The following is a 25,581-nucleotide window of genomic DNA, read 5'->3' on the forward strand; positions in this document are numbered from 1 at the left end:
ATCCTTGCAGGGAGGGAGAAAGCCCAGCGGATGAAAATTCGGACCAAACTGTTTCTTGCCCACACGATCGTAGTTATTCTTTTACTGGGTTCATTAACGTATGTGATGGATAGATCCAGCAGTTCGATCATTTTTGGACAAATGAAGGAATCTGCTGGCTATTCGGTGTCACAGCTCTCGCAGAACGTCGATCAATTGCTGCAATCCTATGAGCAAATCTCTGATTTCTTTTACACGAACGGTTATTTTCAAGAGAGATTAGTTAGCACATACAACAACTCGCTTGCGGCGCTGCAGATGTATACGGATTATTTCGGACCTCTGCTAGCGTCGATGCGCAACTCCAAAGAAATCGTCAATTTATCGATTTATACCGACAACCCCTCTTTCCATTTCGGAGATATTAAGTATCTTACTGATGATTTGTACCAAGCCAAATGGTATGTAAATCAGCGTACCAATACGGGTGAGATTGCCCCTAAAACATGGTCCGTGGAAGGGTTAGACCCCTTGAACAGAATGGAACGTCTTCGTTTGACCCAGCATTTAAACAACCAATACCCCAATGCCAATCTTTACCTCACTTTAGATATCGATACCGCGTTATTAAAAAATCTGTTTGATAAGGAAAATACCCGCCATCAGTTCATTTTGCTTCTACCTAATGGAGACGTAATTATCGACAGTTACCAACTCCATTCTTATGGATTGAAGTCAACAGATTACGAATTTTATTCCTCCATTGCGAATAGTCAATCCGGCAACAGTATTCGGAAAGTAAACGGCCGGAGCTTTTTACTTACTTACGACACATTGAAAACGCGAAGCAGCAGCATGGGAATTAAAGTGATTTCCGTCATACCGCTTGAAGAGCTGTTGGCCAAAACAACCGAGCTCCGCCAAATCGTTATTTTCATGCTCATTGCCGCGCTTTCGGTGTCGGTTATACTCAACTATGGCCTTTCACTTGGCCTAACCAGAAGGTTAATGGGGCTTGCGTCAATCATGCGACGCATGGATTTGGACCGCCTACAGCCTATTTCTATCATTCGCGGGCGCGACGAGGTCAGTCAACTCGGGCATGTGTTTAACGAAATGGTCAATCGTATTCAACGCTTGATCAGCGAAGTATATGATTCAGAGCTAAATCGAAAGGAACTAGCCATTAAGACGAAAGAATCCGAGCTGTATGCGCTGCAGTCGCAAATTCATCCGCATTATTTATTTAACACACTTAATGCGATTCGCGGCAATTTATTGGAGCGTGGCGATGAAGAAAATGCTAGCATTATTCGGCTGCTCTCCTTGTCTTATCGAAATATTTTAAGCAAAGGAGGACAGATTATTCTTTTGCGCGATGAATTGGAGATTGTTGTTCCTTTTTTACGTATACAGGCGTTCCGTTATTCCAATAAGCTTTCGTATGACATCGACATTCCGGATTCGTTCAAAGTGTTCAAAATTCCGCGCCTTTCTTTGCAAACACTAATGGAAAATACGATCGTTCATGGGGTTGAGCAGAAAGTCGGCCATACCCATATTCGCATTCGGGCCTATATCGTAGATAACGAGACTTATAGCATTTCCGTAGAGGATGACGGCCCTGGCATTTCGGCAGCTAATCTCGATCGCATTCGTGAAAACTTGGAAAATCCGATTGATATGAATGAATCCAAGCAAATCGGCTTACGCAATGTTCATCAGCGGCTCATCCTCAAATACGGTAAGGGATACGGCTTGCAGATCGAAAGTGTGGAAGGACAAGGAACCATCGTTTCAATGCGTTTACCGAGTATTGAGGGGGAGTGAAGGTTCATGTATAAGGTATTGCTTATTGATGACGAACCCGGCGCGATCAAAACGATGAAGTATTTGCTGAACTGGCAAAAGCACGGTTTTAGCATTGGAGGCGAAGCAGAGAACGGCATTCAAGCGCTGGAGTTGTTAAAATCAGGTGAATTCGCACTGCTTATCACGGATATTCGCATGCCTGGTTTAAGCGGACTTGAACTGATCGCTCAAATACGTATGTTCTCTAACATTCCGGTCATCATTATGAGTGGATACGATGATTTTGAATATGCCAAAGAAGCGCTGCGCTTCGGTGTCAAAAATTATTTGCTCAAACCGGTTGGCGCAGAGGAGGTAGAGCCCATTCTGGATTCGATCAAGCAGGAAATCGAGCAAGAGCTGATTATGCAAAAGAAGTTACAAATCGGCATCCCGGCGATAAGGGAGCAATTACTAAAAAGATGGCTGCACGGTTACGCGGAACAGGACGAGGTAACAAGGCAGCTCGAACTGCTTGACATGTTGCCAAGCGAAACCAATGTGTTTTGTCCGCTCATAATCGAAATGGAGTTCCCGCATTTACTTGATTCTCGTTTGACCGAATCAGAAATTGGCATCCAGCGCTATGCCGTGCGTACGATCATAGAGGATCACGTACAGCATAGCGGGTATGTTTTTGAAGAGTCGGACGAACGATTTGGCGTTGTACTTCTATCCGATACGGCAGTAGACATGGTGATGACGGCTAATCTTTTGTCGGAAAAAATAACTAATGCTATCCAGCAGGATGCCCGTGTGCAAGCTGCGATTGGCATAGGCAATCCTGTTGTCGATCGCGTTTCCGAAATGGCAGCATCATTTCGAACGGCGGAGATGATGCTAAATACCATTTTTATTTTCGGCGCTGAAGCGATGCTGCCTGTAGGGCTGACCACACCTAGTCATACTTTGCTGAATGAATATGCGTACCTGACACAAGATCTGATCCAAGCCATTCGCATAGGAAATGAAAATCGGCTCGACGCCATGCTGAGGGAAATCGAAGACATGTTCTGCAGCAAATCTATACCCGATCATGTCATCAAATCGTGGACCATCGAACTAGTTATCGATTTATACAAAGTAAGTAAAGAAACAATCCCGGAGTATGATTCGATGTGCACACTCCGTATTAGAGAGTATAGAACGATCTTAGAAGCAAGATCCTTGAATGAATTGTTTGCCTATACCGGACAGAAGTGCTTAATGATCGCCCGCCAGCTTCAACCCTACAAGCAGTCGCAAACGGAGCCGTCCATCAAATTGCTCAAAAAACAAGTTAACGAACAATACATGAATAATATTAGCCTGAAATCAATTTCCGAACAGCTCTACATCAACGCCGCTTACTTGGGGCAATTGTTTAAGACATCCGAAGGGATATCTTTCAACGACTATTTGATGAAGATTCGCATGGAGAAAGCCAAGGAACTATTGGCATCAACATCGATGAGAGTTTACGAGGTGGCATTAGCTGTCGGCTATTGCGATTTGAACTGGTTTTATAAAAAATTCAAACAATACACAGGCACCAGTACAAGTGAATATCGGATGGATTATGAATAAGGGAAGCGGGAGTTCCTGAAATTACACGTGCTATTATCTATAATTCATCCTGTGGTTGACCGTCTGACAAGTTTTTATAATGGAAGAAGAGAGAGTTTCCTATTAGTAAGCTAATCGAAGGACCAGGAGGTGCGGAAGTGGCAACAGATGCCGAAGCTGTAGTACGTACGAAACGCATTCGAACAAAGCCTGGCAAGAGCAAATGGATGCTATGGAAAAAACAATATCAGCTATTGTTGATGGCATTGCCTACCTTATTCGTGCTTGTTTTTTCTTACGGACCTTTATGGGGTTGGCTCATGGCGTTTAAGCAATACACGATCGTGAAAGGAATATGGGGAAGTCCTTGGGTTGGATTAGACCAGTTTAAACGGCTGTTCAGCGACGATGAGTTCTATCAATCGTTACGGAACACGCTGGCGATGAGCACGATGAGTCTAATCACTGGATTTGTATGCGCGATCATTCTAGCGCTGTTGCTGAACGAAGTTCGGTTCACGGCCTTCAAACGCGTGGTGCAAACTATTACCTATATTCCTCACTTTGTGTCAGTTGTGGTTATAGTCAGCATCTCAACGATTATATTGTCTCCTGATCGCGGACTGCTGAATCAATTACTGATTGGTCTTGGCTTTATCGAGGAGCCAATCTTTTTCCTCTCCAAAGGTTCATGGTTTTGGGTCATTAATACGCTCGTTCAGCTTTGGAAGGAGCTTGGTTGGAGCACAATCATATACCTTGCAGTTTTAGCTAGTCTCAATCCTGAATTGTATGAGGCTGCCGATGTCGATGGGGCAGGAAGATTCAGTAAAATGTGGCACATATCAATTCCTGGCATGATGCCCACCGCGACAATCTTGCTCATTTTGGCAACGGGAACGATTATAAACAGCGGATTTGAAATGCAGTTCTTGCTCGGCAACAACGTAGTCATCGATTATTCGCAAGTGCTGCAGATCTATGCGCTGAACTATTCCTTCAAGCTTAGCGAGTATTCGTATGGTGTCGCGATTAGCATTTTCCAATCGGTTGTCAGCATTACACTTGTCTTGACCGTCAATATGATATCCAAGCGGCTCGGTCAGTCCCGAGTCATTTAATAAGGCTTGCAGGAGGATCATAGTGAAAAAATCAATCCGTATGGGAGATTTGATATTTACGATTAGCAATTACGTGTTTTTGCTCCTGCTGGCAGCGGCTACGCTCTATCCGTTTTTGAATTTACTTGCTATATCGTTCAATGATTCGAGTGATGCAGTACGGGGCGGTATCTATTTATTCCCACGCAAATTTTCGTTGTATAACTATGAGACGATTTTTCGCGATAAAACGCTGGTACGAGCGACTCTCATTTCGATCTCACGGACGTTAATCGGCACGGCATGTTCGCTCTTTGTGACCTCGATGCTTGCCTATGCACTCAGTCGTCGCGAGTTCGTCTTACGTAAAGTCATCAACACGATTCTCGTCGTCAGCTTGTATGTACAGGGCGGATTAATCCCTTATTATGTGCTCATTATGAATTTGCATCTATCTAACAACTTCCTCGTATATATTTTTCCACTTCTGGTAAATGCCTTCAATGTTATTATCATTCGCAGTTATTTCGATCAAGTCCCCGAAGCGCTGACAGAATCAGCACAACTAGATGGAGCCACCGACTTTCAAATCTTATTCCGTATTGTGGTGTTTGTCAGTTTGCCGGTCCTCGCGACCATTACATTGTTCGTTTCTGTTGTGCAGTGGAATGCTTGGTTTGACAGTTATTTGTTCAATAACAATGTGAACTTGACGACACTGCAATACCAGTTACAAAAAATATTGACCCAATCCTCAGAGAGTGTAAATCGATCTAACATCCTCAGTTTAAATGAAGGTGAGTCGAAGCTAGTATCGCCGCAATCGATCCGAGCTTCGCTGATTATCATCGTCACCGTACCAATCCTGTTCGTGTATCCCTTTATGCAGCGCTTCTTTATTAAGGGCTTTACGGTCGGGTCGGTAAAAGGTTAAATCAATCGGATCATATCCGTTGATAAATAAACAAAAAGGGAAGGGTGTTACGATGAAAAAAGCTTTTTACATACTCAGTCTTACGGCTATGGCGATTGTGGCGATTTCTGGATGCAGCAAAGACAACGGAGCTGATAATAAACCTTCAGCAAGTCCTACTGCTGCAAGTGGTACAACGGCACCATCCTCATCCACAGCCGTGCCTACTACTGACAAATCGCCGATCACACTTAAATTGACGGGACTTTATGCAACGTTTGTCCAAGACAATCCAGTCTGGAAAGAAGTTGAGAAGAGAACCGGTGTGAAAATGGTCGTCGAGGATCCTGTCATTGGCGACCGCAATCAAAAGTACGATCTGTGGCTGGCATCGAAAAGCTATCCGGAAGACGGTTTCGTAATTAATACACAGACCCAGCTTACCAAATATCGAGACGCAGGTGCCATCGTTCCACTGGATGATTTGATCGAGAAATACGGACAAAATATCAAAAAAGCGTTCGGTAAAAACTTGAACTTGCTGAAAGATCCGAAGGATGGGCATATTTATTCCATTTACTCTAACAATCCTCTGACGGAAACGCCTCCCAATGCACAAGGCTCATTCGTTGTGCGAGAAGATGTGCTGAAGGAAGCGGGTTACCCGCAAATTAAGACGTTAGATCAACTTTACAGCATTATTGAAAAGTTTTATAAAGCACATCCACAAAGCAATGGCAAGCCTACCGTTCCTTGGTCAGGAATTGGCGGTTACGAGAGCACATTGCTGTTGAATGCTCCGTCTGTTGTGGCAGCTGGTAACGTGGAAAATGGGAATAACGGAATCGGATTACGTCTCGATAATGGTGTTGTATCCAGTAATTTAATTCATCCCGATTTGAAGCGGTACTATCAATTTCTGAATAAAGTCAAAAATAATGGCATGCTTGACCCGGAATATTTCACCCTCACTGCGGATAGAACAAAAGCAAAACTAGCGGAAAACCGCATTCTGGGCGGATTCTTTCCAAACTGGTATTTACAAGAAAGTAATAATGCTATCAAAGCGACGGGCAAGTACGATATGATGTACGCGCCATTCCCAGTTACATTTGACGAAAACCAAAAGGAAATGCATGTAAACACAGCACCTTCAACAAGAAATGGTTGGAGCTGGGTTGTTTCGAGCAAGTCGAAGCATCCGGAACGTGTGATTCAGCTCTACGATTATATGATGTCCGATGAAGGCCAGAAATTGCTCGGGTGGGGACTCGAGGGCAGACACTATGAAGTTGTAAATGGCAAGCGCCAGGTGAAAGCAGATTATCAAGCCAAATTAACGGCAGATCCAAATGTCAGCTGGAGTGAAAAACAATTGCCGTTTGCCGGTGCTACCTTTGGTTATGGCGATGGAACCAAATTGGCTGATGGCGATTATGCAACTACACTGACGAAAGACTCGATCATCAACAATCTGGATCCTGTGTCCAAGGAAACGCTTAGCAAATATGGAAAAACGGTATGGGCCGACTTCTTGCCGCCAATCGAATTTATCCCTGCTTACTTAGGATCAATGCCTGTACCAGACGATGTGAAAGCAGAAAATGCGAAGACACAATCCATCTTTTTGAAAGAAGCACCGAAGATTATTTATGCGAAGACGGACGATGAGTTAAACAAAGCATGGGACGATTATGTGAAACAGATAAACGATGCAGGACTAGCGAAAGTCGTTACATCTTCAGCTAAAGCGTGGAAAGAATTTGTGGATAATACCAATAAGTTTATGAAATAAGAGCTTCATGATCTCATGCCTATTCGGTTAGGCATGAGATTTCACTATGTGTATAAGGAGGCCGGATAGGAGCTATGGGTATCGTTTTTATTGCAGAAAAGAAAATATTTCATGTGCAGGCCGGTCGTATGTCGTATGCTTTTCAACTGTATAAAGGAAAACATTTGACACACCTCTACTGGGGAAGAAGGATCCAAAGCAGCGATTTCAACTATTTATTAAGACCAACCTTTCGACAGTTTTCACCTTATCATGATCTAGAGGACAAGAGCTATTCGCTGGATACAGTCCCATTGGAATACCCGGCATACGGAAATTCAGATTTCAGAAGTCCCGCTTTTTCAGTGCAATTAGACAATGGTTCCACGCTTACTGAATTAGCTTATCACTCCCATTCGATTAGTAAAGGTAAACCTGAACTGGATGGATTACCAGCCACATATGTGGAAACCAGCGACGAGGCAGAAACGCTAGAAATCACCTTGAGAGACGATTTGTCAGGTCTGTTAGTTATCCTTTCTTATACGGCTTTTGAGTATCAAAATGTAATAACGAGGCATGTCCGTTTTGTAAATGATGGCGTGAGGAGCTTGAAGCTGGGCAAGGCTTTAAGCATGAGTGTCGATTTTCATGACAGTGATTTCACCATGATGCAGTTGAATGGTGCATGGGGGAGAGAGGCTGATGTCGCCAAGCGAAAGCTGGTACAAGGGATTCAATCTATTGAAAGCCGCAGAGGGAGCAGCTCGCCGCAGCATAATCCGTTCTTTGCATTGCTTAGACCGGGAGTCAATGAAAATCAGGGGGATGTATTTGCTTTTAGCCTCGTCTATAGTGGGAGTTTCGCTGCCGGCGCAGAAGTGGATCAATACAATGGAACGAGAGCTTATATGGGCATCAATCCATTCGATTTTGATTGGTTGCTGCAGCCGGGAGAGCATTTTCAAACCCCAGAAGCGGTGATGGTTTATTCTTCAAATGGATTAGGAGAAATGTCGCGAACTTTCCATCACTTGTATCGGAAGCGATTGTGCAGAGGGGCGTACCGAGATAGGGAAAGACCGGTGATCATAAACAATTGGGAAGCGACTTTTTTCAACTTTACAGCGGAAAAAATTAATCAAATTGTTGAAGTTGGACACCAGCTTGGATTTGATATGTTTGTTTTAGATGATGGATGGTTTGGGAAAAGAGATGATTCGACCTCCTCTCTAGGAGATTGGGTTGAGCATAAGGTAAAGCTTCCAGATGGTTTGAAGGGTTTGGCGAAACGCGTGGAAGGGAACGGCATGAAGTTCGGGCTGTGGTTTGAGCCGGAGATGGTATCTCCGGATAGCGACTTATACAGGGCTCACCCCGACTGGTGTATTCATGTGCCGGATCGGGCACGAACGCTATCGAGATATCAGCTCGTCCTTGATTTATCTAGAGGGGATGTGTGCGACGCCGTTATTGGCATGATCACGAGAGTTATGGCCAGTGCGCCGATATCCTATGTGAAGTGGGATTGCAACCGCCATCTGACCGAGATCGGTTCAGCGCTGTTGCCGCCGGAGCGGCAACGGGAAACGGCTCATCGGTATGTTCTTGGCTTATACAAGGTGATGGGAGCGCTGACTACCGCTTTTCCGGATGTTCTATTTGAGAGCTGTTCTAGCGGCGGCGGAAGATTCGATCCTGGCATGTTGTACTATATGCCACAAACATGGGCAAGTGATTGCAGTGACGCAGTCGAGCGAATCAAAATTCAATATGGCTTCAGTATGATCTATCCAGCTATCACGATGGGAGCGCATGTCTCGAAGGCGCCGAGTCACGTATTGTACCGTAGCGCTTCCTTTGAAACAAGAGGACATGTCGCGATGTCTGGTAATTTCGGCTACCAGCTTGATTTGACAAAGCTGACAGAGCAAGAACAGGAAACAGCCACAAGTCAGATTGCCGAATATAAAGAAATAAGGAAACTGGTTCAGTTCGGCGATATGTACCGGCTAAGAAGTCCTTTTGAACACAATGATTCAGCTTGGATGTTCGTTTCTGAGGATAAACAAGAGGCATTTATCGTGTATACCAAAGTATTAGCCCGGTATAATGAACCTCTTTCTCGCATTTATCTGAAGGGGCTTGAGCCTGGAATGGATTATGAAATCATAGGCAGCGATGCTAGTTATTCTGGAGAAATGCTGATGTATGCTGGATTAAATGTTCCTGTTTTAACAGGGGACTATGCCAGTTGTTCCTGGAAGCTGCAACGGAAAGGGATGAAGTCCGCGTAAATCGCGGGCTTTTTGGTGTATGTCGAACACTTCTAGTTATGGCATAATAGAATGGCTGGACATTTTTGAAAGGGAGGTAGATAAGTAGATGAGTCAATCATTGATTGTTGCTGTTGAGCGTGGTGACATTGAGCAAGTAGAGCAACTCCTGAGCAAGGGTGTTAACTTGAATGAGCAGGATAGCAGAGGCAGAACGGCCATTATGGCAGCAACCCATGCCAACAATCCTGCGATTGTAAAGCTATTAATTGAAGCTGGGGCCGATATCCATATCAAGGATGCCATGCAGGATAATCCTTTCCTATACGCAGGAGCAGAAGGACTTCTTTCTATTTTAAAGCTCCTAATCGAAGCTGGGGCCGATACGAAGCTGACGAACCGTTACGGGGGGAATGCGCTCATCCCTGCTGCAGAAAAAGGACATTTGGAAAATGTGAGAGTACTGCTTACAACGACAGATGTGGATGTCAACCATATTAACAATTTGGGTTGGACCGCGTTGCTTGAAGTTGCTATTCTCACCAATGGCGGACCCAAGTATCAAGACATCACCCGACTTCTCATTGAACATGGTGCAAACGTACATATAGCCGATAGGGACGGCGTTACCGCACTTCAGCATGCGAAACGAAATAGATTTACTGAAATTGAACAGATACTAAGACTTGCAGGAGCGAAGTAGGCGCAGCTACGTTCTCTTTTGATACGAGGGTGACTACCAATTCGTGTTTAGATGTATAAATTACATCTAATTTGCTCGAACTTGACCTGTTTTCATGATTAGATGGAAAAAACACATCTATTTTATATAAAATTTGAAGATACGAGCAAATCGAAGGAATTTAACTACAGGAAATACAGTTATCCTTTCGGAATCGAGAAATCCGCTTCAAATAGATGGAGAAAATCCAGTTAGATTACGGGAAGCAGAAGAAGCAGAGGAAGTACATTCATTACTCCTAGATCATTAACGAAAGAAGAGGCTGTTTCCAAAAGTCGAAATTGACTTTCGGGACATCCTCTCTTTTTATGTATATCCCGCTGGCGAAACACCTGTAATTTTCTTGAACGCCTTATAGAAATTGGAGTAGTCCTCGAAGCCTGTCATTTTACATACTTCTGCTGGTGGAATGGATAGTTTTAGTAATTCAATAGCCTTCGCAATGCGTTTATGAATAATGTATTGTTTGAAGCTATACCCTGTTACTTTTTTGAAGAGATGAGAGAAGTAATAGCGATTAATATAGAAGACATCCTCGATGTGCTGGAGTGTCAGTTGCCGATAAAGGTGGTGATGAATGTAAGTGACGATATGTTCGATTTTGGCATTGTAGTTGCCCTCAAGCTCAAACGTATGCAGATGTGTGGCGATCAGCTCATTGAGATGAATGAGGAGTCGGATAAACGTTAATTCAATGAGCACTTGACTCGCTGGTTGCTGATTACGAATATGTTCTTCAATCTCCGTGAAATAGCCGCTTAGTTGTTCTATTAGCTTGCTCGGGATGCGGTTAAAGCTTCCGGGCTTTTTGCGTTCAAAATATTGCAAAATCGGATAGTTCATCTGCTGATAATGTTGGCAGAATTCCGGCGTGAAAAAAATGATAATGCGTTCATAGCTAGCATCACTCGTGAAATAAGGACGATGCATTTCCCTATTATTAATAATTAATAGATCTCCTGGATTAAGGGAGTACGTCATCTCTTCAACTTGATAATCGACATTACCAGAGATTAAATAATAAATTTCGTAGCAATCCAACGTATACGTGTGGTGTTGGTTGTCATGAGGACTTTGCGTAATGGAATGGATGTAGCTAAATGCGTTATTTAGCAAGCTGATGGTGGTAAGAATTTCATTCATAGCGGCCCTCGTTGGCTAAGAGTTAATATTTTAACTATATCATAAAAGGCAAAATGAAAAAGCAACTTTTGCAATGTATCGCGCAAGGTCTACCATAGGTAGGAACTTCAATTCTCGCTATACTTAGGATATTCAAACAGATTTGTTCAGGGAGGCAAGAGAAGATGAAAGCGATTTTACAAGAGAATAAAGCGTACATTCAAGGGACATGGGATCGAATTACAGCCAAAATAGCCAAGACCTCAACACGCATTCAAGACGGGTTCCCGCACACGACGAATGACGGGGTCTATGATGATTGGCATGATGAACTTTCTTGGTGGACGAATTCATTCTGGGCTGGCATTCTATGGCAGCTGTACAAAGACTCGAATACCGACGTGTACAAGCAATATGCGCAAAGTATTGAGAAGAAATTAGATCAGGTTCTCCACAGTTATGATGAGTTGCATCATGATGTAGGCTTTATGTGGTTGCTAACCTCCGTACTGAACTACGATCTTACTGGTGATCAACAAGCGAGACAACGCGCTATGCTTGCAGCCAATGTACTTTCGGCCAGGTACAATCTAGCAGGCGGCTACATCCGTGCTTGGAATGGAGAAGGCACAGAAGGCTGGGCTATTATCGATTGCATGATGAATATTCCGCTGTTGTTCTGGGCTAGTGAACAAAGCAAGGATGATCGGTTTAAGCATATTGGTATTCAACATGCAGACAAGACAATAAAGGACTTTATCCGAGAAGATGGCTCGGTGAATCATATTGTTAGCTTTGACAAGGAGACAGGCGAAGTCCTGGATAACCCAAGAGGACAAGGCTATGAGAGCGGTTCGTCTTGGTCGCGAGGTCAGAGCTGGGCAATATACGGCTTCGCTCAAACGTTCAATTGGACACAGAAACCTGAGTATCTGCACGCAGCCAAACGAATTGCACATTATGTGTTAGCGTGCCTACCACTCACAGGGTACGTGCCATTGTGTGATTATAGACAGCCAGTAGAATCTCCGCTGCTAGATAGCAGTGCAGGAGCCATTACCGCTTGCGGCTTAATTGAAATTGCCAAGGCTGTGCCAGAAGCAGAAAAGGCGCTGTATCTTCAATCAGCCATATTAATTCTTAAAGCACTCGATGAAAAATGTGCGATCTGGGATCTTTCGGATGAGTGTATCCTGACCAACGCGACAGCAGCCTTCCATCCCGGTAACAACAAGCGTACAGCGGTTGAGAATGGTGCGCTCATCTATGGTGATTATTATTATATCGAAGCGATAAGTAAGCTGAAGGAACTCTTATAAGTCTTTCGTTGTGTTAGTCATCTTACAGCTAACAAAGAAGATCTCTGTCTTGTACAGAGATCTTCTTTGTGTTTGGACGACCTAGAACGTACTCGCTTTGCTTGTATCTGGACACCAGCGAGCAGAGCGGATAGATCGAATTAAGATATCGACCGCTTCCTCCGTTCGCAGATGCGATAGTGCTTCCATGGCATAGGCTCTAACATAGCGATCCTTACTGCGCAGTGCTTGTTCAAGAGCGTGAACAGTCTCATCCACTTGCCCAGTTTGGCCAATGCGCAGGAGGGAAAGTGCTGCGGCATAGCCGATTTTATTCGTAATGTAAGGTTGGAAGTTGGCGTTAGGCTTAGTGGACTCCTTATGAAGCGTGTCAGCATTTAGCTCATCTCGTAAAGAAGCCAGCAATACTTTTGCAATAGCGGAGACGGCATGTTCACCAGGATGTTTGAGTAATCCTAATGCTTCAATGGCATGTCGACGTACCGATTCACTCTCATCCTGGAGGCTAGAGATCAACGAAGATACCAATTCGCCTTCTGATGAACCAATCATGCCGAGCACGAAAACCGCCAATGCTCTACGATGTTGATCTTCATGATGCAACATGCGGAGCAGCATCGGAATTGCTTGCGCGCCTGCTCCTTGCAGCCCGTATGCGGCACGTTCCGCTGCTAGGTTCGAGCCCACTGTCATCTGCTGTATTAATGCTTCCACACCTGGAGTGCCAAGTTGTCCGAGCGCATAAGCTGCATTCAGAGCTGTCGTTTCCATATGATCGTTTACTAGCTTGGTTAGGGATGATGCGCTGGAAGCGGCCTCCACACCCAGAAGCCCTAATTCATCGGCTGCACGCCCACGATCTAAGGGGTCTGCGTCTTCGAGCTGTTGTTGTAAGGCAACTAGTCGCTCCTCAGAAGCTACTAGATGAACTTGCTTAGACGCATCTTTTCCACGCAGCCATTGCCACACATCCTGCCACAACGTCTTATGGACAGCGGGTAAGCCCTCCGGAATAAGCAGCTCTTTCTGTTGATGATTCCAGCTTGGCGACGTAGGTGCCTGCAGTCTGAGGAATTGGAATTTGAGCATGTAACGATCTAAGTTCGAGATATTTAGGGATGCTTTATGCCACAAGTCAAAATGGACTAAAACCATCGTACCTGCCTTACCTGTGGGCAAGTAGGTCTCGCCTCGTTCACCAAGGAATTTCTCGTAGTATTGGCTGCCAGGCATGATGGCAGTCGGTCCAAGCTCCTCCGTAACGTCTTGCGTGTAATAGAAGACCATAGCCCACCAAGGTCGATGGCTGCGCATGGCGGACCAATACCCATCTTTATGCCATTGTCCACCACCAGGCATTTCACTCCCCGGTCGGTTGTAATGACAGTGGCGATGAGGATGCATGTAGTAGTCAGGACCGAGAACGCTGCTCAAGGCCCCTTTAACAATTGGTGTCTCAAATAGCTTCTGAATATCTGGCACACGCGGGAGTATGTTATTTCCTGGATTCCCCTCATTATGCAAAACATAATGAATCTGCTTCATGATGTTAGGATGAAGTTGATCGGGTAAGTCGTTTTGCAGGACTAAATAGCCCTTGGTAATAAACTGGAGCATTTGTTCATCAGTCAATAAGTAGTTGCTGTCTATCATCGTACATCCTCCTTGTAAATCGTTCTTTATACGATAAACATTACAAGGTTCGGTGTGTTTTGTATTTGCAAGATCGTCAAATATTTGTACAATCGTCATATGAAATTCATTTACATGAAGGATGGGACGGTGATCAAGCTTGAACTTTGCAGATATCCATCCATACGTCTACTATGCTACTCGGTATCCGTTCTCCAAGGCTCAGTCAAGTAACAATCGGGTTAGTTATGTGGCTTCACTTTACCTGATAAGTGAAGGGAAGGGGACCCTTCACACAGGCGGCCGAACCTATGAAACGGGAGTGGGTTCTCTCGTATACGTACCGGCGGGGCAGCTTCACCATTGGATTGCTGATCGGGATGACCCCATGGTCCACGTCTGCTGTTATTTTGATTGGGCCTATATAGATCGACAAACGGACTTCTCTTATCCAGCCAAAATTTGTTTTCATTCGGAGACGTTAATTTCTCATTTAATTGGACCAGAATTTCCTTATGTTTTGCCCGTCCATTTGAACGTGGAAAAGCTTCGGGTGTGGGTGGATTTCTTCGAGAAGTTTTACACGGACAATCAGTATGCCAATGATCGGACATACATGCGTAATTTGCAAATACAGAGTAATTTCCAACAGTTTATCGAGTTTTATTTGACGTTTGCCTTGAAAAAGGAACACATCCCGAATCTTTACATGTCTAAATTGCTCGAGCGATTGGATCAGGATCTGGTACAAGGGAAACTGCAACCTTTTGAAAATTACTATAGAGAGTTAAGTATAAGTCGCGGTTATTTTTTTGACCTATTTAAACAGGCTACGGGAATGACACCGACACAATATGTTACACAGTACCGAGTTAATCGGGCTAAGGAAGATCTCCTTTTTTCAAGTTTGACGGTTACGGAAATTGCAGAGAAGCACGGATTTTCATCCCTGCATTACTTTTCAAAATTATTCGACAAGTTGCACGGTCAATCACCAAGGGCATTCCGAGATCAGAATCGATAATTGGAATTGGTGTTGAAATTAACTGTTTATTTCGAATCATAAATCGTGTATGATTTATGATATGAGGTAAAAGAAAAGGTGGCTACGATGAAAAAAGGCTTAAACCGTTATGTTTTGACCGATGAAATCTATACGTTATTAAAGGCACAAATCCTTCAGCATGACATCCCATCCGGTGAAAAGATTAATATTGATCAGTTGGCCCGTGATCTTGAAGTGAGCAATATTCCGATTCGTGAAGCACTCTCACGGTTAATGGCGGAAGAATTGGTGTATACGGTGCCTTTCAAGGGGATGTATGTAGCTCAGATTTCAATGCAAGAGTTGGATGATATGTATGAAATCCGTAAGGAGCTGGAATCATTAGCGATTCGCAAAGCGCTGCCGCAAATTCCGGATGAGAAGATTGCTAATTTAGATCAGCAAATGAAAATATGGTCAAAAAGTCATCCTGCTGAGGATGAGGACAAAGTTGCCTTAATTGCAGAGATGAACCAGAGCTTGCACGGTTTGATACTTGAATATTGTGACAACTTGGCATTAAGAAACCTAATTCATGTGTATATTGATCGCATCCAACGTTATTCATCACTCTTCCAGAAGGGAATGGAACAGCAACTATTGCAGGATGAGTGGAATGAACACATGCTCGTCGTTCAAGGCTTAATGGCAAGGGATACTGTGATGGCAGAAGATGCTTTACTACAGCACTTAACCCATTCACATCAACGAACCCGAGGTTTTATTCGCTAAGGTAGGATAGTTACAACAAAGGAGATGGATGCCATGAAAATTACGAAAGTTGAGAGTTTTGTTTTGCATGTACCGATAACACCCCCGATAACAGATGCAATTAACATAGCTACTCATTGGGGATTAGCAGGCGTTCGGATTTATACAGATGAAGGCTTTGTTGGCTATGGTTATACAGGGACTTGTGCCCATGGTGATGGGATGATCGTGGATACAATTGATAACTACTATGCCCCTCTTTTGATTGGCAAAGATCCTTTCATGGTCAGAGCACTATGGGAGGAGATGCGTTTTGGCAAGATGCACTGGATCGGTCGAGCAGGCGTGACACACATGGCGCTTGCTGCTGTGGATATTGCCCTGTGGGACATCATGGCGAAAGCCTCCAATAAACCGCTTTGGCAGTATCTTGGGGGAGCGAAGACGAAACCGATTAAAGCCTATAATACCAATGGCGGCTGGTTAAACTGGTCGCAAGATCGATTGCTCAAGGATGTAACGGAGATCGTAGAATCAGGTTTTACGGGTGTCAAAATCAAGGTCGGTAAGCCCGATCCGCGCGAGGATTATCTTCGCTGTAAAGCGGTCAGAAAAGCGATCGGTGAAGAGGTTATTTTCATGATCGATGTGAATCAACAATGGGATATCAATACGGCGATGACTTGGGGCAAAAAACTAGAAGAATTCGATCTCTTCTGGCTAGAAGAGCCATTGAATCCGGATGATATTATGGGGCATAAGAAGCTCGCAGACGAGCTCAATGTTCCCATTGCACTTGGCGAGCATGTGTATAATAAATATGCGTTCCGTGATTACATTCATCAAGGTGCGATCGAATATTGTCAAGTTGACGTTACCCGCGTAGGTGGGATTACGGAGTGGTTACAGGTAGCGGGCTTAGCAGCATCCTATGATGTGCCGATCTGTCCGCACGTAGGCGATATGGGACAAATTCATCAGCATCTTGTAGCTGCGACACCGAGTGCCATCATGTTGGAGTACATTCCATGGATTCGACATATCTTTGAGGAACCTGCTACGGTGATAGATGGACACTATGTGTTGCCGCAAATGCCAGGAGCTTCGACTACGATTCTTCCAACCTATTTTGAGCAATATCGAGTAAGATAACTTTATTTCGCCAACTGCTAGAGTAGAGGGCAAAAATAAGCGAATCTCCCGTTTAATTTGTCCACACGATTATCTATTGTTATGCATCTCCTATAGTAGATAGAGCTACTAGATACTAGGAGGAGATAGATAATGGCAACTGTTTCTGTTGTTAGCATTTTTACTAGGGGAGCAAGATCTAGCGATACGCCTGAATTGCGCCGTGCTAGAGTACAAAGCGATCTCACTCGTGCGACTGAGGCTTGGGGGAGCGGATTTTTTCCAGGCGTTCGTTGTAATATAAACTTTGTATCCTTGAGAGAGTATTATATTTCAGATGTGACGATCCCATCGAATACGGTTGCAAACGTGAATGATGAAAGGGTTCAATCGCTGATTATGCAAGCAAGGACGGTAAACAACAATGCGACAGCGCTTTATGTTGTTTACGTAAGCGGGGGGAATTTAAGCTCTGGTGCGGTAGGAAATGGTGGACCTCAGATAATAAATTTTAATAACACAAATAATTATGGCGTTTATGGACAGGCAGTCTTATCGGACAATGCAGCCGATTCGTATTTATTAGCGCATGAAGCAGGACACGTGCTTTTCGGTCGGTTTACAAGCAATAGCTCCAACAGCTTTACAATCAACGATCCATCGAACCCAGGGAATGATCATAATGATAATCCGCAAAATCTGATGAACGGCTTTGTCCCAGCAAGCGCTCCTTTCATTAATGAAGCACAGTGTACGGTGGCAGGTCAGAGCCGATTACTGCTGGAGAACTCGTTGATCCAAATGGCTACCGTAAGTTTAAGTGCTTCCGGGCAAACAGCAAGCATCAGTCATTCTCCTACTCATAACATGGAGAAGGTACCTGCTTGTCCGTGTTGTGACCGACCTCATCCTCCACATGAATCTGAGAGAGAGAGAAGGATCAATAAAGCCATAAACAAGCTGATTAAAGAAATTGGTCCAGATAAGATTAATCCTAAGTTTAAACCTCCGTATGATCCATTTAAGCATTGCAAATGTAAATGTAATGACCATCATTAATAGGAGAGGCTGCCCAGGGAGGGGCAGCCTTTTCTATGTAAATAGGCACTTGATTTCCCATTAATTTCCTATATGATTTGATTAGTAGTACACAGCTTTGATCATACAATGAGGAGGTAACGATGGCCTACACACGTTTGATTGTTGTGGTGATAGTGTTTGAAGTACTGATCTCGGCACTCGTTGGTCTTGGCATCTATTGGGGATTTTCTGTGTTTCCCTATTCTCCGTCACCGGTATCGACAACGGCTGCAATGGGAGCCGTCGGATTTAACGCAACGATTCCCTTATATATGCCCTCGCTTAAGGACCTGAAAATCCCATATACGTATCTTCAGGCAGGGACAAACGTATGGGGAATTACAGCCATTCTGGTTTCATTGGCTGTCATGGGAGTACAAAGTTTTGTCCGAGGGATGTACCTTGGTGGTTTGAAAGGATGGGTTCTGAACCATACAAAAGTCCCACTGTTTGCTTGTGGACGCAGGTACTTCGGCGATATGATCACTTGGTCAATATTTCAAGGCGTAATTAGCGTGTTGACTTTGGTTCTTGCTACAGCATTCTTTCCTGTGGGTCTCGTCTTGATAATTATAAGCATGTTGTACTCGCTTACCCCGTATCTGATTGTTCTTCAAGATATTCCTTTTCATGAGGCATTAGGGAAAGCACCTCGGATATTTAGGCGCTATTTTACCTCCTTGCTGCCGCTAGCGTTGTTAGCGATGCTGTGCACGTTATTAATCAGCTCCTTGCAGACATGGGCTGCCCCTTGGGGATTCGTGGTACCCTTAATAGCGTACGCATGCATAGGAACTTGGTTGATTGGCTCGTTTATGAGTCAACTGTCTGTCAAACTGAGTCTAGACCGCCAAGCGGCTTCAGAACTGCCATTTGAAGAGGTCCAAACACGTAAAATTGTAAATATTATCGTTGTACTGCTCGTGCCGGTACTTCTTGCAGCAGGTAGCTTGACTGCTGTTGGCAGGCATATAAGTGCGTTTGATTGGGGGAGTAAAGAGCGGCTAGAAGGTGTCTCTTATATGAATAGCTTCTCCGACGTCTTCTACGCATCCCAACAACAATATACCGCTTATGAGTGGCAGAACAACGGTTACCATATGGAAATAAAACTGCCGGACTTATCGAAATCGAAGCCTGATGAACTGCGAGGGATAGCCGACATCACGTGGCAAATCAATGAGGAAGTCCGTATCAAGAATGGAAACTCGGTATATGAAACTGCTCAGTCGAATGTTAAGAAGAGTCGTTTGATGTATCGCCTTGTTAGGGAGACCGCTGCTGACGGCAGCAACTACTATTCTAGTTTACATGGTTCTTCCGCGATCCTTCCAGGTGAGGCGCGGCCTCGGGATCCATTGTCCGTACAAATCATGGCAAGTGAGAACGGAGAGCATGTATTTGTCTTGCAATACCCGACACGATTTGATGTCTCCAAGGTATTCCGCGTATCGAAGGATGGGAACTATTTGATCCCGGCAACAAGTCCAGTAAATCCTATGGATTTTCATGCGTATTGGTTCACGGCAGATCGAAGTGAAGAGAATCTATTCAAATTACTAACCGCCAAAAACGAGTTTAATGTTATAGGTACTATGAATCGCGCTTACCTCATGCTTGCTTGTGCGATGCAGGAAGGTGACGGTCACATGGTCAACATGGTGCTAGACACGATGCGGAGATCTGGCATGAATGTGAAAGCGCCAGCTTGGAATGACGAGACTTGGACCGACAACTTGCGTAACCGATATCAAGGTACCGATGTTCAGAAGACCCTGGAACTGCTGTCTAAAGCTGGCATTCAGGGAGGTTTTGAAAGCAAGGAACTCTCTGACCAAAGCAGTGAAAAGATTCGTGTTCAGCGGTTAGAGGTGCCTTTTCCGAACAGCGTAGTGCCAATAACGTTTGAGGAAAATAAGACAGATGGGAAATTACTGTCTATTCAAGTCTTCGAGGAAGGAAAGATAGAAAATTAACGTGGATGTTCATCCGATTCTTCCTGCCCAAAGCGAGGTTCATATTTTCTTTTAAATGGGGGAATATACCTTCAAATGGAGGTTGAAAAAGTTGATCAAATTCATAGTTAGTCTAGTAGCGCTTGCGTGTGCAATAAGTGTAGGGATAGCCTCAGCAGTTGGAGCAGCCGATGGAGCAGAAGTGTTTGATATAAAAAAAGGGGAGATCATCCTTACATTGGAGAACTCTAATTCTTTGCAGGATCAGGTGAAAGCGTGGTTGTCCTCTGCGCAGGGAACGGTAAGTTCCTTTAAAATTGAACCAAGTGATGGCATAGCTATCAAGATCCCTATGATGCCACCGTACAAGGTTCATACGGAGTGGATAACCGGAACTGTGACCGAAGTCGTGATGTTTATTAGTTCATCCCAAACGTATTCCCCAACGTTACTCGCATTTACGAGAGAAAATGGCTTCTTTGCTGTTCATGTGAGAGACGACAAATTAAAGAGTTTTTTAAAGAAAAATAAGCTATTTCGTCCTGAATTAAATCTAGACGAACCTCGGTAAGATAGAAAGCAGGATCGTAGAATCCGTTCGCGAATTACTCAAAGACGGGCGATACTACCTTTCTGATAAACTACTATGCCGGAGGAAATCATGATCAACATGAACAATATTTATCTCATTACAGATATACCTGGTTATACGCCTCAAATTAGTCGGTTGCTATCGATGATGAACTACGCCAGATATGTAACCTTAGAAATGACGAAAAATTTAACTGTGCAGCAACTGGATTTTTTGTTAGATGCGAAGAGCAATTCCATCGGTGCCTTATTATCACATTGTGCAGCAGTCGAATACGCCTATCAAGTTGAAACGTTTGAAAAACGAGATTTAAATGAAGAAGAGATGCTCATCTGGGGAGCCGCGATCCATCTGGGTGAGGAAGGTCGGGAGAAGATTAAAGGGAATGCGATCGATTATTACGTGAATACCTTACATGAGATCAGGAATCGTACGTTTGAGTTGTTTAAGACAGTGGATGATGAGTGGCTATATCAAGAAGAAGAGTTCTGGTATAAAAAGCAAGCTAATCATTATTTTATGTGGTTTCACGTCATGGAAGATGAAATCAACCATAGAGGACAGATCAGCTTGATTAAGAAACGAACACAAGGATAATAACATCAGAAGGCAGTTGACCCAAGTGGGTCTGCTGCCTTTTCTATTTACATAACAACAATTATATAGTTATATTCGGCAATTATATATTGCAAAACGATAAATTGTGGGTTAATATCAAATTGACGAAAGTGAGATGAACATTCCATTGTTACGATGACAAAGATGAGAGGGAGGTAAAATCATGGACAACAACAATCGAATAATCGAACATATGACGAATCCGCATGAGCTAGAGAGAATGTTTAGACATGATCCCGATGCTTTTAAACAATCTTTCACAGCCGCTTGGCAACAAAACCCTCATTCGGAGGTGCTTGCCGTTTGGCACGAAAGATTGCATTACAAGGAGAGTGTACATGCAGAGAAAGCTTCCTTGTTTCAGAAAAATTTTATCTTCATGGGCATCTTAGCCATATTGGCGGGGATCGTCACAAGAATCATTTTTCAATTTGTGGAACAAGAAACAATTGCCCCAATTAACTTGGCATTTGGTATTCTTCCCATCATGGCGATCTATTTTGTAACGAATAATCGTCCTAACCGAAATGTGCTATACACGCTTGGTGCATTATTCCTAATCTCTTGCGTCTATCTGAATATACTGCCTCTAGAGCAAACGGACAGTATGATCTTAGCCTATATTCATCTTCCCATATTCTTATGGGTAGTCGTGGGGTTAGCTTTTACAGGAAATGACTATCGTAAAGGCAGTACTAGGCTAGCTTATCTGAAGTTTAATGGGGAATTCGGCATACTCTATGCGATCATGGCCATTAGCGGCATGCTATTAACAGGGCTAACGATGCAGCTATTTCGCTTTGTTGGTATGGATATTGGCGATTTCTACTTCAAGAATGTCGTATTATTTGGTGCAGCCGCGCTTTCCATTGTTGGTACTCATCTCGTAGCACGGAATCTTAAAATTGCTAAGAATATTGCACCCTATATAGCGAAAATTTTTAGTCCACTCGTATTGGCAACCTTATTGGTTTATCTGATCACCGTTATCTGGGTCGGGAAAAATCCATTCATGGACCGAGATTTCTTGCTATCCTTCAACGGTGTGCTCCTTAGTGTTTTGGCTGTCACTATTTTTTCTATTACGGAAAGCGGCACAGACGAGAGAAAGAACCTATCTGATTATATTAATTTAGGCCTCATTGTTCTTGCGCTAATCGTTGATAGTGTAGCTTTATCCGCCATCGTGTTCAGGCTTTCCTCTTACGGGATTTCACCGAACAGACTTGCAGTTCTTGGTGTAAACTTGCTAATCTGGGCTAATCTCATTTGGATTATGATTGCTTATCTACGGTTTCTACGAAATCAAACAGGTCCTTCAGCGATCCAAGATGCTGTTACGAAGTACTTGCCCGTGTATGGGGTGTGGGCGGCAGTCGTTGCGTTTACTTTTCCTATCATTTTTAAGTAGCGGAAGTATAAGGAAACACAAAGAAGAACCGGCAAAAAATGCCGGTTCTTCTTTGTGAATAAATCATTTACATGTGGGTGAGCTATATGGTAAAATCGAAAAGTCATTTCCGTTTTTAAATGTAAAAAATATAAAGTTAATGCATCTTATCTATACTTAAATTTTAGCATGATGACTTACCGTTTGTCAAACATTTTTTGTTTTTCCCATAAGTCCACGAAGGAGAGTGTTCGTAAAGATGATACACGCGAAGGATTGGCAGCAAGAACAAGAGCGGTTAACTATGGTTATGGATAAATTGTGTGCAACCATTACCGAATTGGAACCAGAGGTATCCGGGCTGCGTGATCAGGTGACGGACATTCGCAAGCGGTTCTGGGAGGAAGTAACAATCAATACAAGCAACGCCGAAGATTTCGAAGAAACATTTTACAGTATGAAGCAGCAAGAAGCATTATTGACTGAACGGGAGCGCAGTCACAGACAGCGGATGCAGCGTTTGAAAAGTATGAAACGGCTACTTACGTCTCCTTATTTCGGGCGCATCGATTTTCAAGAGGAGGGAAGCAGCCGCAGCGAGCACATATATATCGGTGTGTCATCTTTCGTTGATCGAGATGGTATAGACTTTCTTGTCTACGACTGGCGAACTCCTATCGCAAGCATGTACTATGACTACTCGCCGGGGGCGGCGACTTACGATACGCCAGGAGGACGTGTTGCGGGGGACATGAGATTGAAGCGTCAGTATCAAATTAGCGGCGGTCAGCTTCACACGGTGTTCGACACCAGTGTAACGATTGGCGATGAATTGCTTCAGCAGGTGCTTGGCAAAGGTGCGGATACACAAATGAAGAGCATTGTGGCAACCATCCAAAGGGAGCAGAATGCGATTATTCGGGATGATACAAGTGCTATGCTCATCGTGCAGGGAGCAGCGGGCAGTGGAAAAACTTCCGCGGCATTGCAACGCGCAGCCTACCTGCTGTATAAGCACCGCGATAAGCTAAAAGCGGATCAAATTGTGCTCTTTTCACCGAATCCGATGTTTAATAGTTATGTATCTACGGTTCTGCCAGAGCTCGGTGAGGAGAACTTGCAGCAAACGACGATGCAGGAGTATCTGGCATATTGGCTAGCCTCCACGTTCCAACTCGAAAACCCTTTTGATCAGATTGAATACGTACTTTCTGCAACGAATTCAGATGGGTATGAAGCACGGCTGAGCGGCATTCATTATAAAGCATCAGAAGCTTATCTACAGGCGCTTCAGCAGTATGCGCTATGGTTGCGTAAGGAAGGAATGTTATTCCGAAGCATCCCTTTCCGTGATGGCGAGTTGGTATCCGCGGAGCAGATGGAAGCCCAATTTTACAGCTATGACAGCTCTATTCGCTTAGCTAATCGGGTCGCTCTTTTACAGGAATGGCTGCTGAAAAAACTATCCGTACTTGAACGTAAGGAGCGCAGGGCTCAATGGGTTCAAGATGAACTCAACTATCTCGACAACGAACAATACGCAGATGCCTACAAGGAGCTAGTCCGGAGATATAAGCAAGAGGGGACTGTCATTCATTTTAACGAAGAATATGTGGGTATTTATGGTGATGCGGAAGAAGGGCTGGGTGAGGCAGAAGACTTTGACTTTGATTATGCGATGCAGGAAGAAGAGCTGCTGCGCCAGATGATCGTGAAAGCATGGTTTAAACCACTGAGGCAGCAGGTAAAACGGCTAAAGTTCATCGATATGACCGGACTATATGCTCGTTTGTTCGGTGACGCGGCTGCTTATCAGGAAATGACCAACGAGATGGATATGCCTATGCATTGGCCGGAGATAGGCAAGCAAACGAAGGAGAAGTTGAGTCAGTCTGAGTTGTTTTACGAGGATGCGGCTCCCTTCCTCTTCTTGAAAGAGCTTGTCGAAGGCAATCGGACGAATACGGAGGTGCGGCATCTATTCGTGGATGAGGGTCAGGATTATTCGCCGTTCCAATTCTACTTCCTTAAGAAGCTTTTTCCTCGCGCTCGCATGACGGTGCTGGGAGATTTCAGTCAAGCGATCTTCCCGCAGGCGACGAATTTGCACGAGCTGGATTCGCCATTGACCAAGCTTTACGGTGAAGGCGAAACTAACCTAATACGGCTTGTCCGAAGCTATCGCTCCACCCGCGAGATTGTGACGTTTACGAAGTCGCTATTGCCGAACGAAGAGATTGTGCCTTTTGAGAGGAGTGGCCGGAAGCCCTACCTCGTCAACGTTAGCAGTAGCGAGAAGAGGGCCGAACGCATGATAGCCGACATCGCGGCGCTTCAGGCGGAAGGCTTCGACTCGATCGCCGTTATTACGAAAACGGCAGACGAAAGCCGTCAGGCGCATGAAGCCTTGAAATCGCAGGGCTGCGAAGCTCTGCGACTTATTACGAAGGAGACGCTCACGTTCGAGAAGGGAGCTATGGTGATTCCTTCTTATCTGGCGAAGGGGGTCGAGTTCGACGCAGTTCTGATCTACGATGCCTCTTCGCAAACCTATGATAGGGAAAGTGAACGCAAGCTCTTCTATACCGCATGTACGCGTGCGATGCACCGGCTTGTGCTTTACGCGACAGGGGAGTGGACGCCATTTATCCAAGCGATGGATCCTTCCTTATATGAACTAGAGCAATAAATCGAGCATTGCTCGATGAAGAAAATGGAGCCGGCTGCTTACTGTAGCGTGGCTCCTTGTTCACGCTTTTTTAAGTCTAATAAAAAAAGTGCTTGATTTGCAATTGCGTTTATGCAG

19 protein-coding genes are annotated in these 25,581 nt (G+C 44.3%); 17 read left to right on the forward strand and 2 right to left on the reverse strand.

The window, feature by feature from the left end; all coding sequences use genetic code 11:
* The first annotated feature begins 30 nt into the window (after window positions 1–30).
* The 7 genes from AC58QM_RS11785 (at window position 31) to AC58QM_RS11815 (ending at window position 10,141) form a co-directional block, all read left to right on the forward strand.
* A complete protein-coding gene (locus tag AC58QM_RS11785) occupies window positions 31–1,809 on the forward strand; it encodes a sensor histidine kinase (RefSeq protein WP_497284080.1) in 1,779 nt (592 codons plus the stop codon).
* Window positions 1,810–1,815: 6 nt separating this feature from the next.
* A complete protein-coding gene (locus AC58QM_RS11790) occupies window positions 1,816–3,396 on the forward strand; it encodes a response regulator (RefSeq protein WP_497284081.1) in 1,581 nt (526 codons plus the stop codon).
* Between the two features lie 137 nt (window positions 3,397–3,533).
* Entirely contained in the window at window positions 3,534–4,496 is a 963-nt protein-coding gene (locus tag AC58QM_RS11795; RefSeq protein WP_497284083.1) for an ABC transporter permease, read from the forward strand.
* Between the two features lie 22 nt (window positions 4,497–4,518).
* The gene (locus AC58QM_RS11800; protein WP_497284085.1) at window positions 4,519–5,409 is read left to right on the forward strand and encodes a carbohydrate ABC transporter permease; all 891 of its coding nucleotides are present in this window, start codon (window positions 4,519–4,521) and stop codon (window positions 5,407–5,409) included.
* Window positions 5,410–5,461: 52 nt separating this feature from the next.
* The gene (locus AC58QM_RS11805; protein ID WP_497284086.1) at window positions 5,462–7,183 is read left to right on the forward strand and encodes an extracellular solute-binding protein; all 1,722 of its coding nucleotides are present in this window, start codon (window positions 5,462–5,464) and stop codon (window positions 7,181–7,183) included.
* 74 nt (window positions 7,184–7,257) lie between these two features.
* Window positions 7,258–9,459: an alpha-galactosidase gene (locus AC58QM_RS11810; RefSeq protein ID WP_497284088.1), complete on the forward strand. Its 2,202-nt coding sequence runs from the start codon at window positions 7,258–7,260 to the stop codon at window positions 9,457–9,459.
* Window positions 9,460–9,547: 88 nt separating this feature from the next.
* Entirely contained in the window at window positions 9,548–10,141 is a 594-nt protein-coding gene (locus AC58QM_RS11815; RefSeq protein WP_497284090.1) for an ankyrin repeat domain-containing protein, read from the forward strand.
* A gap of 345 nt (window positions 10,142–10,486) precedes the next feature.
* Here the strand turns inward: AC58QM_RS11815 and AC58QM_RS11820 are convergent, their stop codons facing one another.
* Window positions 10,487–11,323, reverse strand: coding sequence for a helix-turn-helix domain-containing protein (locus tag AC58QM_RS11820; RefSeq protein ID WP_497284092.1), 837 nt, complete (start codon window positions 11,321–11,323; stop codon window positions 10,487–10,489).
* A 164-nt stretch (window positions 11,324–11,487) separates the two neighbouring features.
* Between AC58QM_RS11820 and AC58QM_RS11825 the strand changes: the two genes are divergently transcribed.
* Window positions 11,488–12,621, forward strand: a complete 1,134-nt coding sequence (locus tag AC58QM_RS11825) for a glycoside hydrolase family 88 protein (RefSeq protein WP_497284094.1) — start codon at window positions 11,488–11,490, stop codon at window positions 12,619–12,621.
* Between the two features lie 81 nt (window positions 12,622–12,702).
* On the opposite strand, the gene AC58QM_RS11830 is transcribed toward AC58QM_RS11825, so the two are convergent.
* On the reverse strand, window positions 12,703–14,274 hold the full coding sequence (locus AC58QM_RS11830) for a HEAT repeat domain-containing protein (protein ID WP_497284096.1): 1,572 nt from the start codon (window positions 14,272–14,274) through the stop codon (window positions 12,703–12,705).
* A 139-nt stretch (window positions 14,275–14,413) separates the two neighbouring features.
* On the opposite strand from AC58QM_RS11830, the gene AC58QM_RS11835 reads away from it, so the two are divergent.
* The 9 genes from AC58QM_RS11835 to helD all read left to right on the forward strand — a co-directional run bounded on the left by AC58QM_RS11835 (window position 14,414) and on the right by helD (window position 25,464).
* Window positions 14,414–15,277 carry an AraC family transcriptional regulator gene (locus tag AC58QM_RS11835; RefSeq protein ID WP_497284098.1) on the forward strand — a complete coding sequence of 288 codons (864 nt, stop codon included), beginning with the start codon at window positions 14,414–14,416 and terminating at the stop codon, window positions 15,275–15,277.
* A gap of 87 nt (window positions 15,278–15,364) precedes the next feature.
* Window positions 15,365–16,030 (forward strand): GntR family transcriptional regulator, encoded by a 666-nt coding sequence (locus AC58QM_RS11840; RefSeq protein WP_497284100.1) that lies wholly within the window; start codon window positions 15,365–15,367, stop codon window positions 16,028–16,030.
* A gap of 33 nt (window positions 16,031–16,063) precedes the next feature.
* Window positions 16,064–17,161, forward strand: a complete 1,098-nt coding sequence (locus tag AC58QM_RS11845; RefSeq protein ID WP_497284102.1) for a mandelate racemase/muconate lactonizing enzyme family protein — start codon at window positions 16,064–16,066, stop codon at window positions 17,159–17,161.
* 132 nt (window positions 17,162–17,293) lie between these two features.
* Entirely contained in the window at window positions 17,294–18,199 is a 906-nt protein-coding gene (locus AC58QM_RS11850; RefSeq protein ID WP_497284104.1) for a zinc metalloprotease, read from the forward strand.
* A gap of 122 nt (window positions 18,200–18,321) precedes the next feature.
* Complete coding sequence (locus AC58QM_RS11855) at window positions 18,322–20,196, forward strand: hypothetical protein (protein WP_497284106.1); 1,875 nt, start codon at window positions 18,322–18,324, stop codon at window positions 20,194–20,196.
* A gap of 91 nt (window positions 20,197–20,287) precedes the next feature.
* Entirely contained in the window at window positions 20,288–20,746 is a 459-nt protein-coding gene (locus tag AC58QM_RS11860; RefSeq protein ID WP_497284108.1) for a hypothetical protein, read from the forward strand.
* A gap of 90 nt (window positions 20,747–20,836) precedes the next feature.
* Complete coding sequence (locus tag AC58QM_RS11865; RefSeq protein ID WP_497284109.1) at window positions 20,837–21,364, forward strand: DinB family protein; 528 nt, start codon at window positions 20,837–20,839, stop codon at window positions 21,362–21,364.
* A gap of 184 nt (window positions 21,365–21,548) precedes the next feature.
* Window positions 21,549–22,796 (forward strand): DUF4153 domain-containing protein, encoded by a 1,248-nt coding sequence (locus tag AC58QM_RS11870; protein ID WP_497284111.1) that lies wholly within the window; start codon window positions 21,549–21,551, stop codon window positions 22,794–22,796.
* A 238-nt stretch (window positions 22,797–23,034) separates the two neighbouring features.
* Entirely contained in the window at window positions 23,035–25,464 is a 2,430-nt protein-coding gene (helD, locus tag AC58QM_RS11875) for an RNA polymerase recycling motor HelD (protein ID WP_497284112.1), read from the forward strand.
* The last annotated feature ends 117 nt before the right edge of the window (window positions 25,465–25,581 follow it).

This window comes from Paenibacillus sp. J22P165 (assembly GCF_059692015.1).

Bases quoted from the DNA above. Each gene is read 5' to 3' on its own strand.
- AC58QM_RS11785 (WP_497284080.1), top strand. From the start codon at position 31: ATGAAAATTCGGACCAAACTGTTTCTTGCCCACACGATCGTAGTTATT.
- AC58QM_RS11790 (WP_497284081.1), top strand. From the start codon at position 1,816: ATGTATAAGGTATTGCTTATTGATGACGAACCCGGCGCGATCAAAACG.
- AC58QM_RS11805 (WP_497284086.1), top strand. From the start codon at position 5,462: ATGAAAAAAGCTTTTTACATACTCAGTCTTACGGCTATGGCGATTGTG.
- AC58QM_RS11810 (WP_497284088.1), top strand. From the start codon at position 7,258: ATGGGTATCGTTTTTATTGCAGAAAAGAAAATATTTCATGTGCAGGCC.
- AC58QM_RS11815 (WP_497284090.1), top strand. From the start codon at position 9,548: ATGAGTCAATCATTGATTGTTGCTGTTGAGCGTGGTGACATTGAGCAA.
- AC58QM_RS11820 (WP_497284092.1), bottom strand. From the start codon at position 11,323: ATGAATGAAATTCTTACCACCATCAGCTTGCTAAATAACGCATTTAGC.
- AC58QM_RS11825 (WP_497284094.1), top strand. From the start codon at position 11,488: ATGAAAGCGATTTTACAAGAGAATAAAGCGTACATTCAAGGGACATGG.
- AC58QM_RS11830 (WP_497284096.1), bottom strand. From the start codon at position 14,274: ATGATAGACAGCAACTACTTATTGACTGATGAACAAATGCTCCAGTTT.
- AC58QM_RS11840 (WP_497284100.1), top strand. From the start codon at position 15,365: ATGAAAAAAGGCTTAAACCGTTATGTTTTGACCGATGAAATCTATACG.
- AC58QM_RS11845 (WP_497284102.1), top strand. From the start codon at position 16,064: ATGAAAATTACGAAAGTTGAGAGTTTTGTTTTGCATGTACCGATAACA.
- AC58QM_RS11850 (WP_497284104.1), top strand. From the start codon at position 17,294: ATGGCAACTGTTTCTGTTGTTAGCATTTTTACTAGGGGAGCAAGATCT.
- AC58QM_RS11855 (WP_497284106.1), top strand. From the start codon at position 18,322: ATGGCCTACACACGTTTGATTGTTGTGGTGATAGTGTTTGAAGTACTG.
- AC58QM_RS11865 (WP_497284109.1), top strand. From the start codon at position 20,837: ATGATCAACATGAACAATATTTATCTCATTACAGATATACCTGGTTAT.
- AC58QM_RS11870 (WP_497284111.1), top strand. From the start codon at position 21,549: ATGGACAACAACAATCGAATAATCGAACATATGACGAATCCGCATGAG.
- helD (WP_497284112.1), top strand. From the start codon at position 23,035: ATGATACACGCGAAGGATTGGCAGCAAGAACAAGAGCGGTTAACTATG.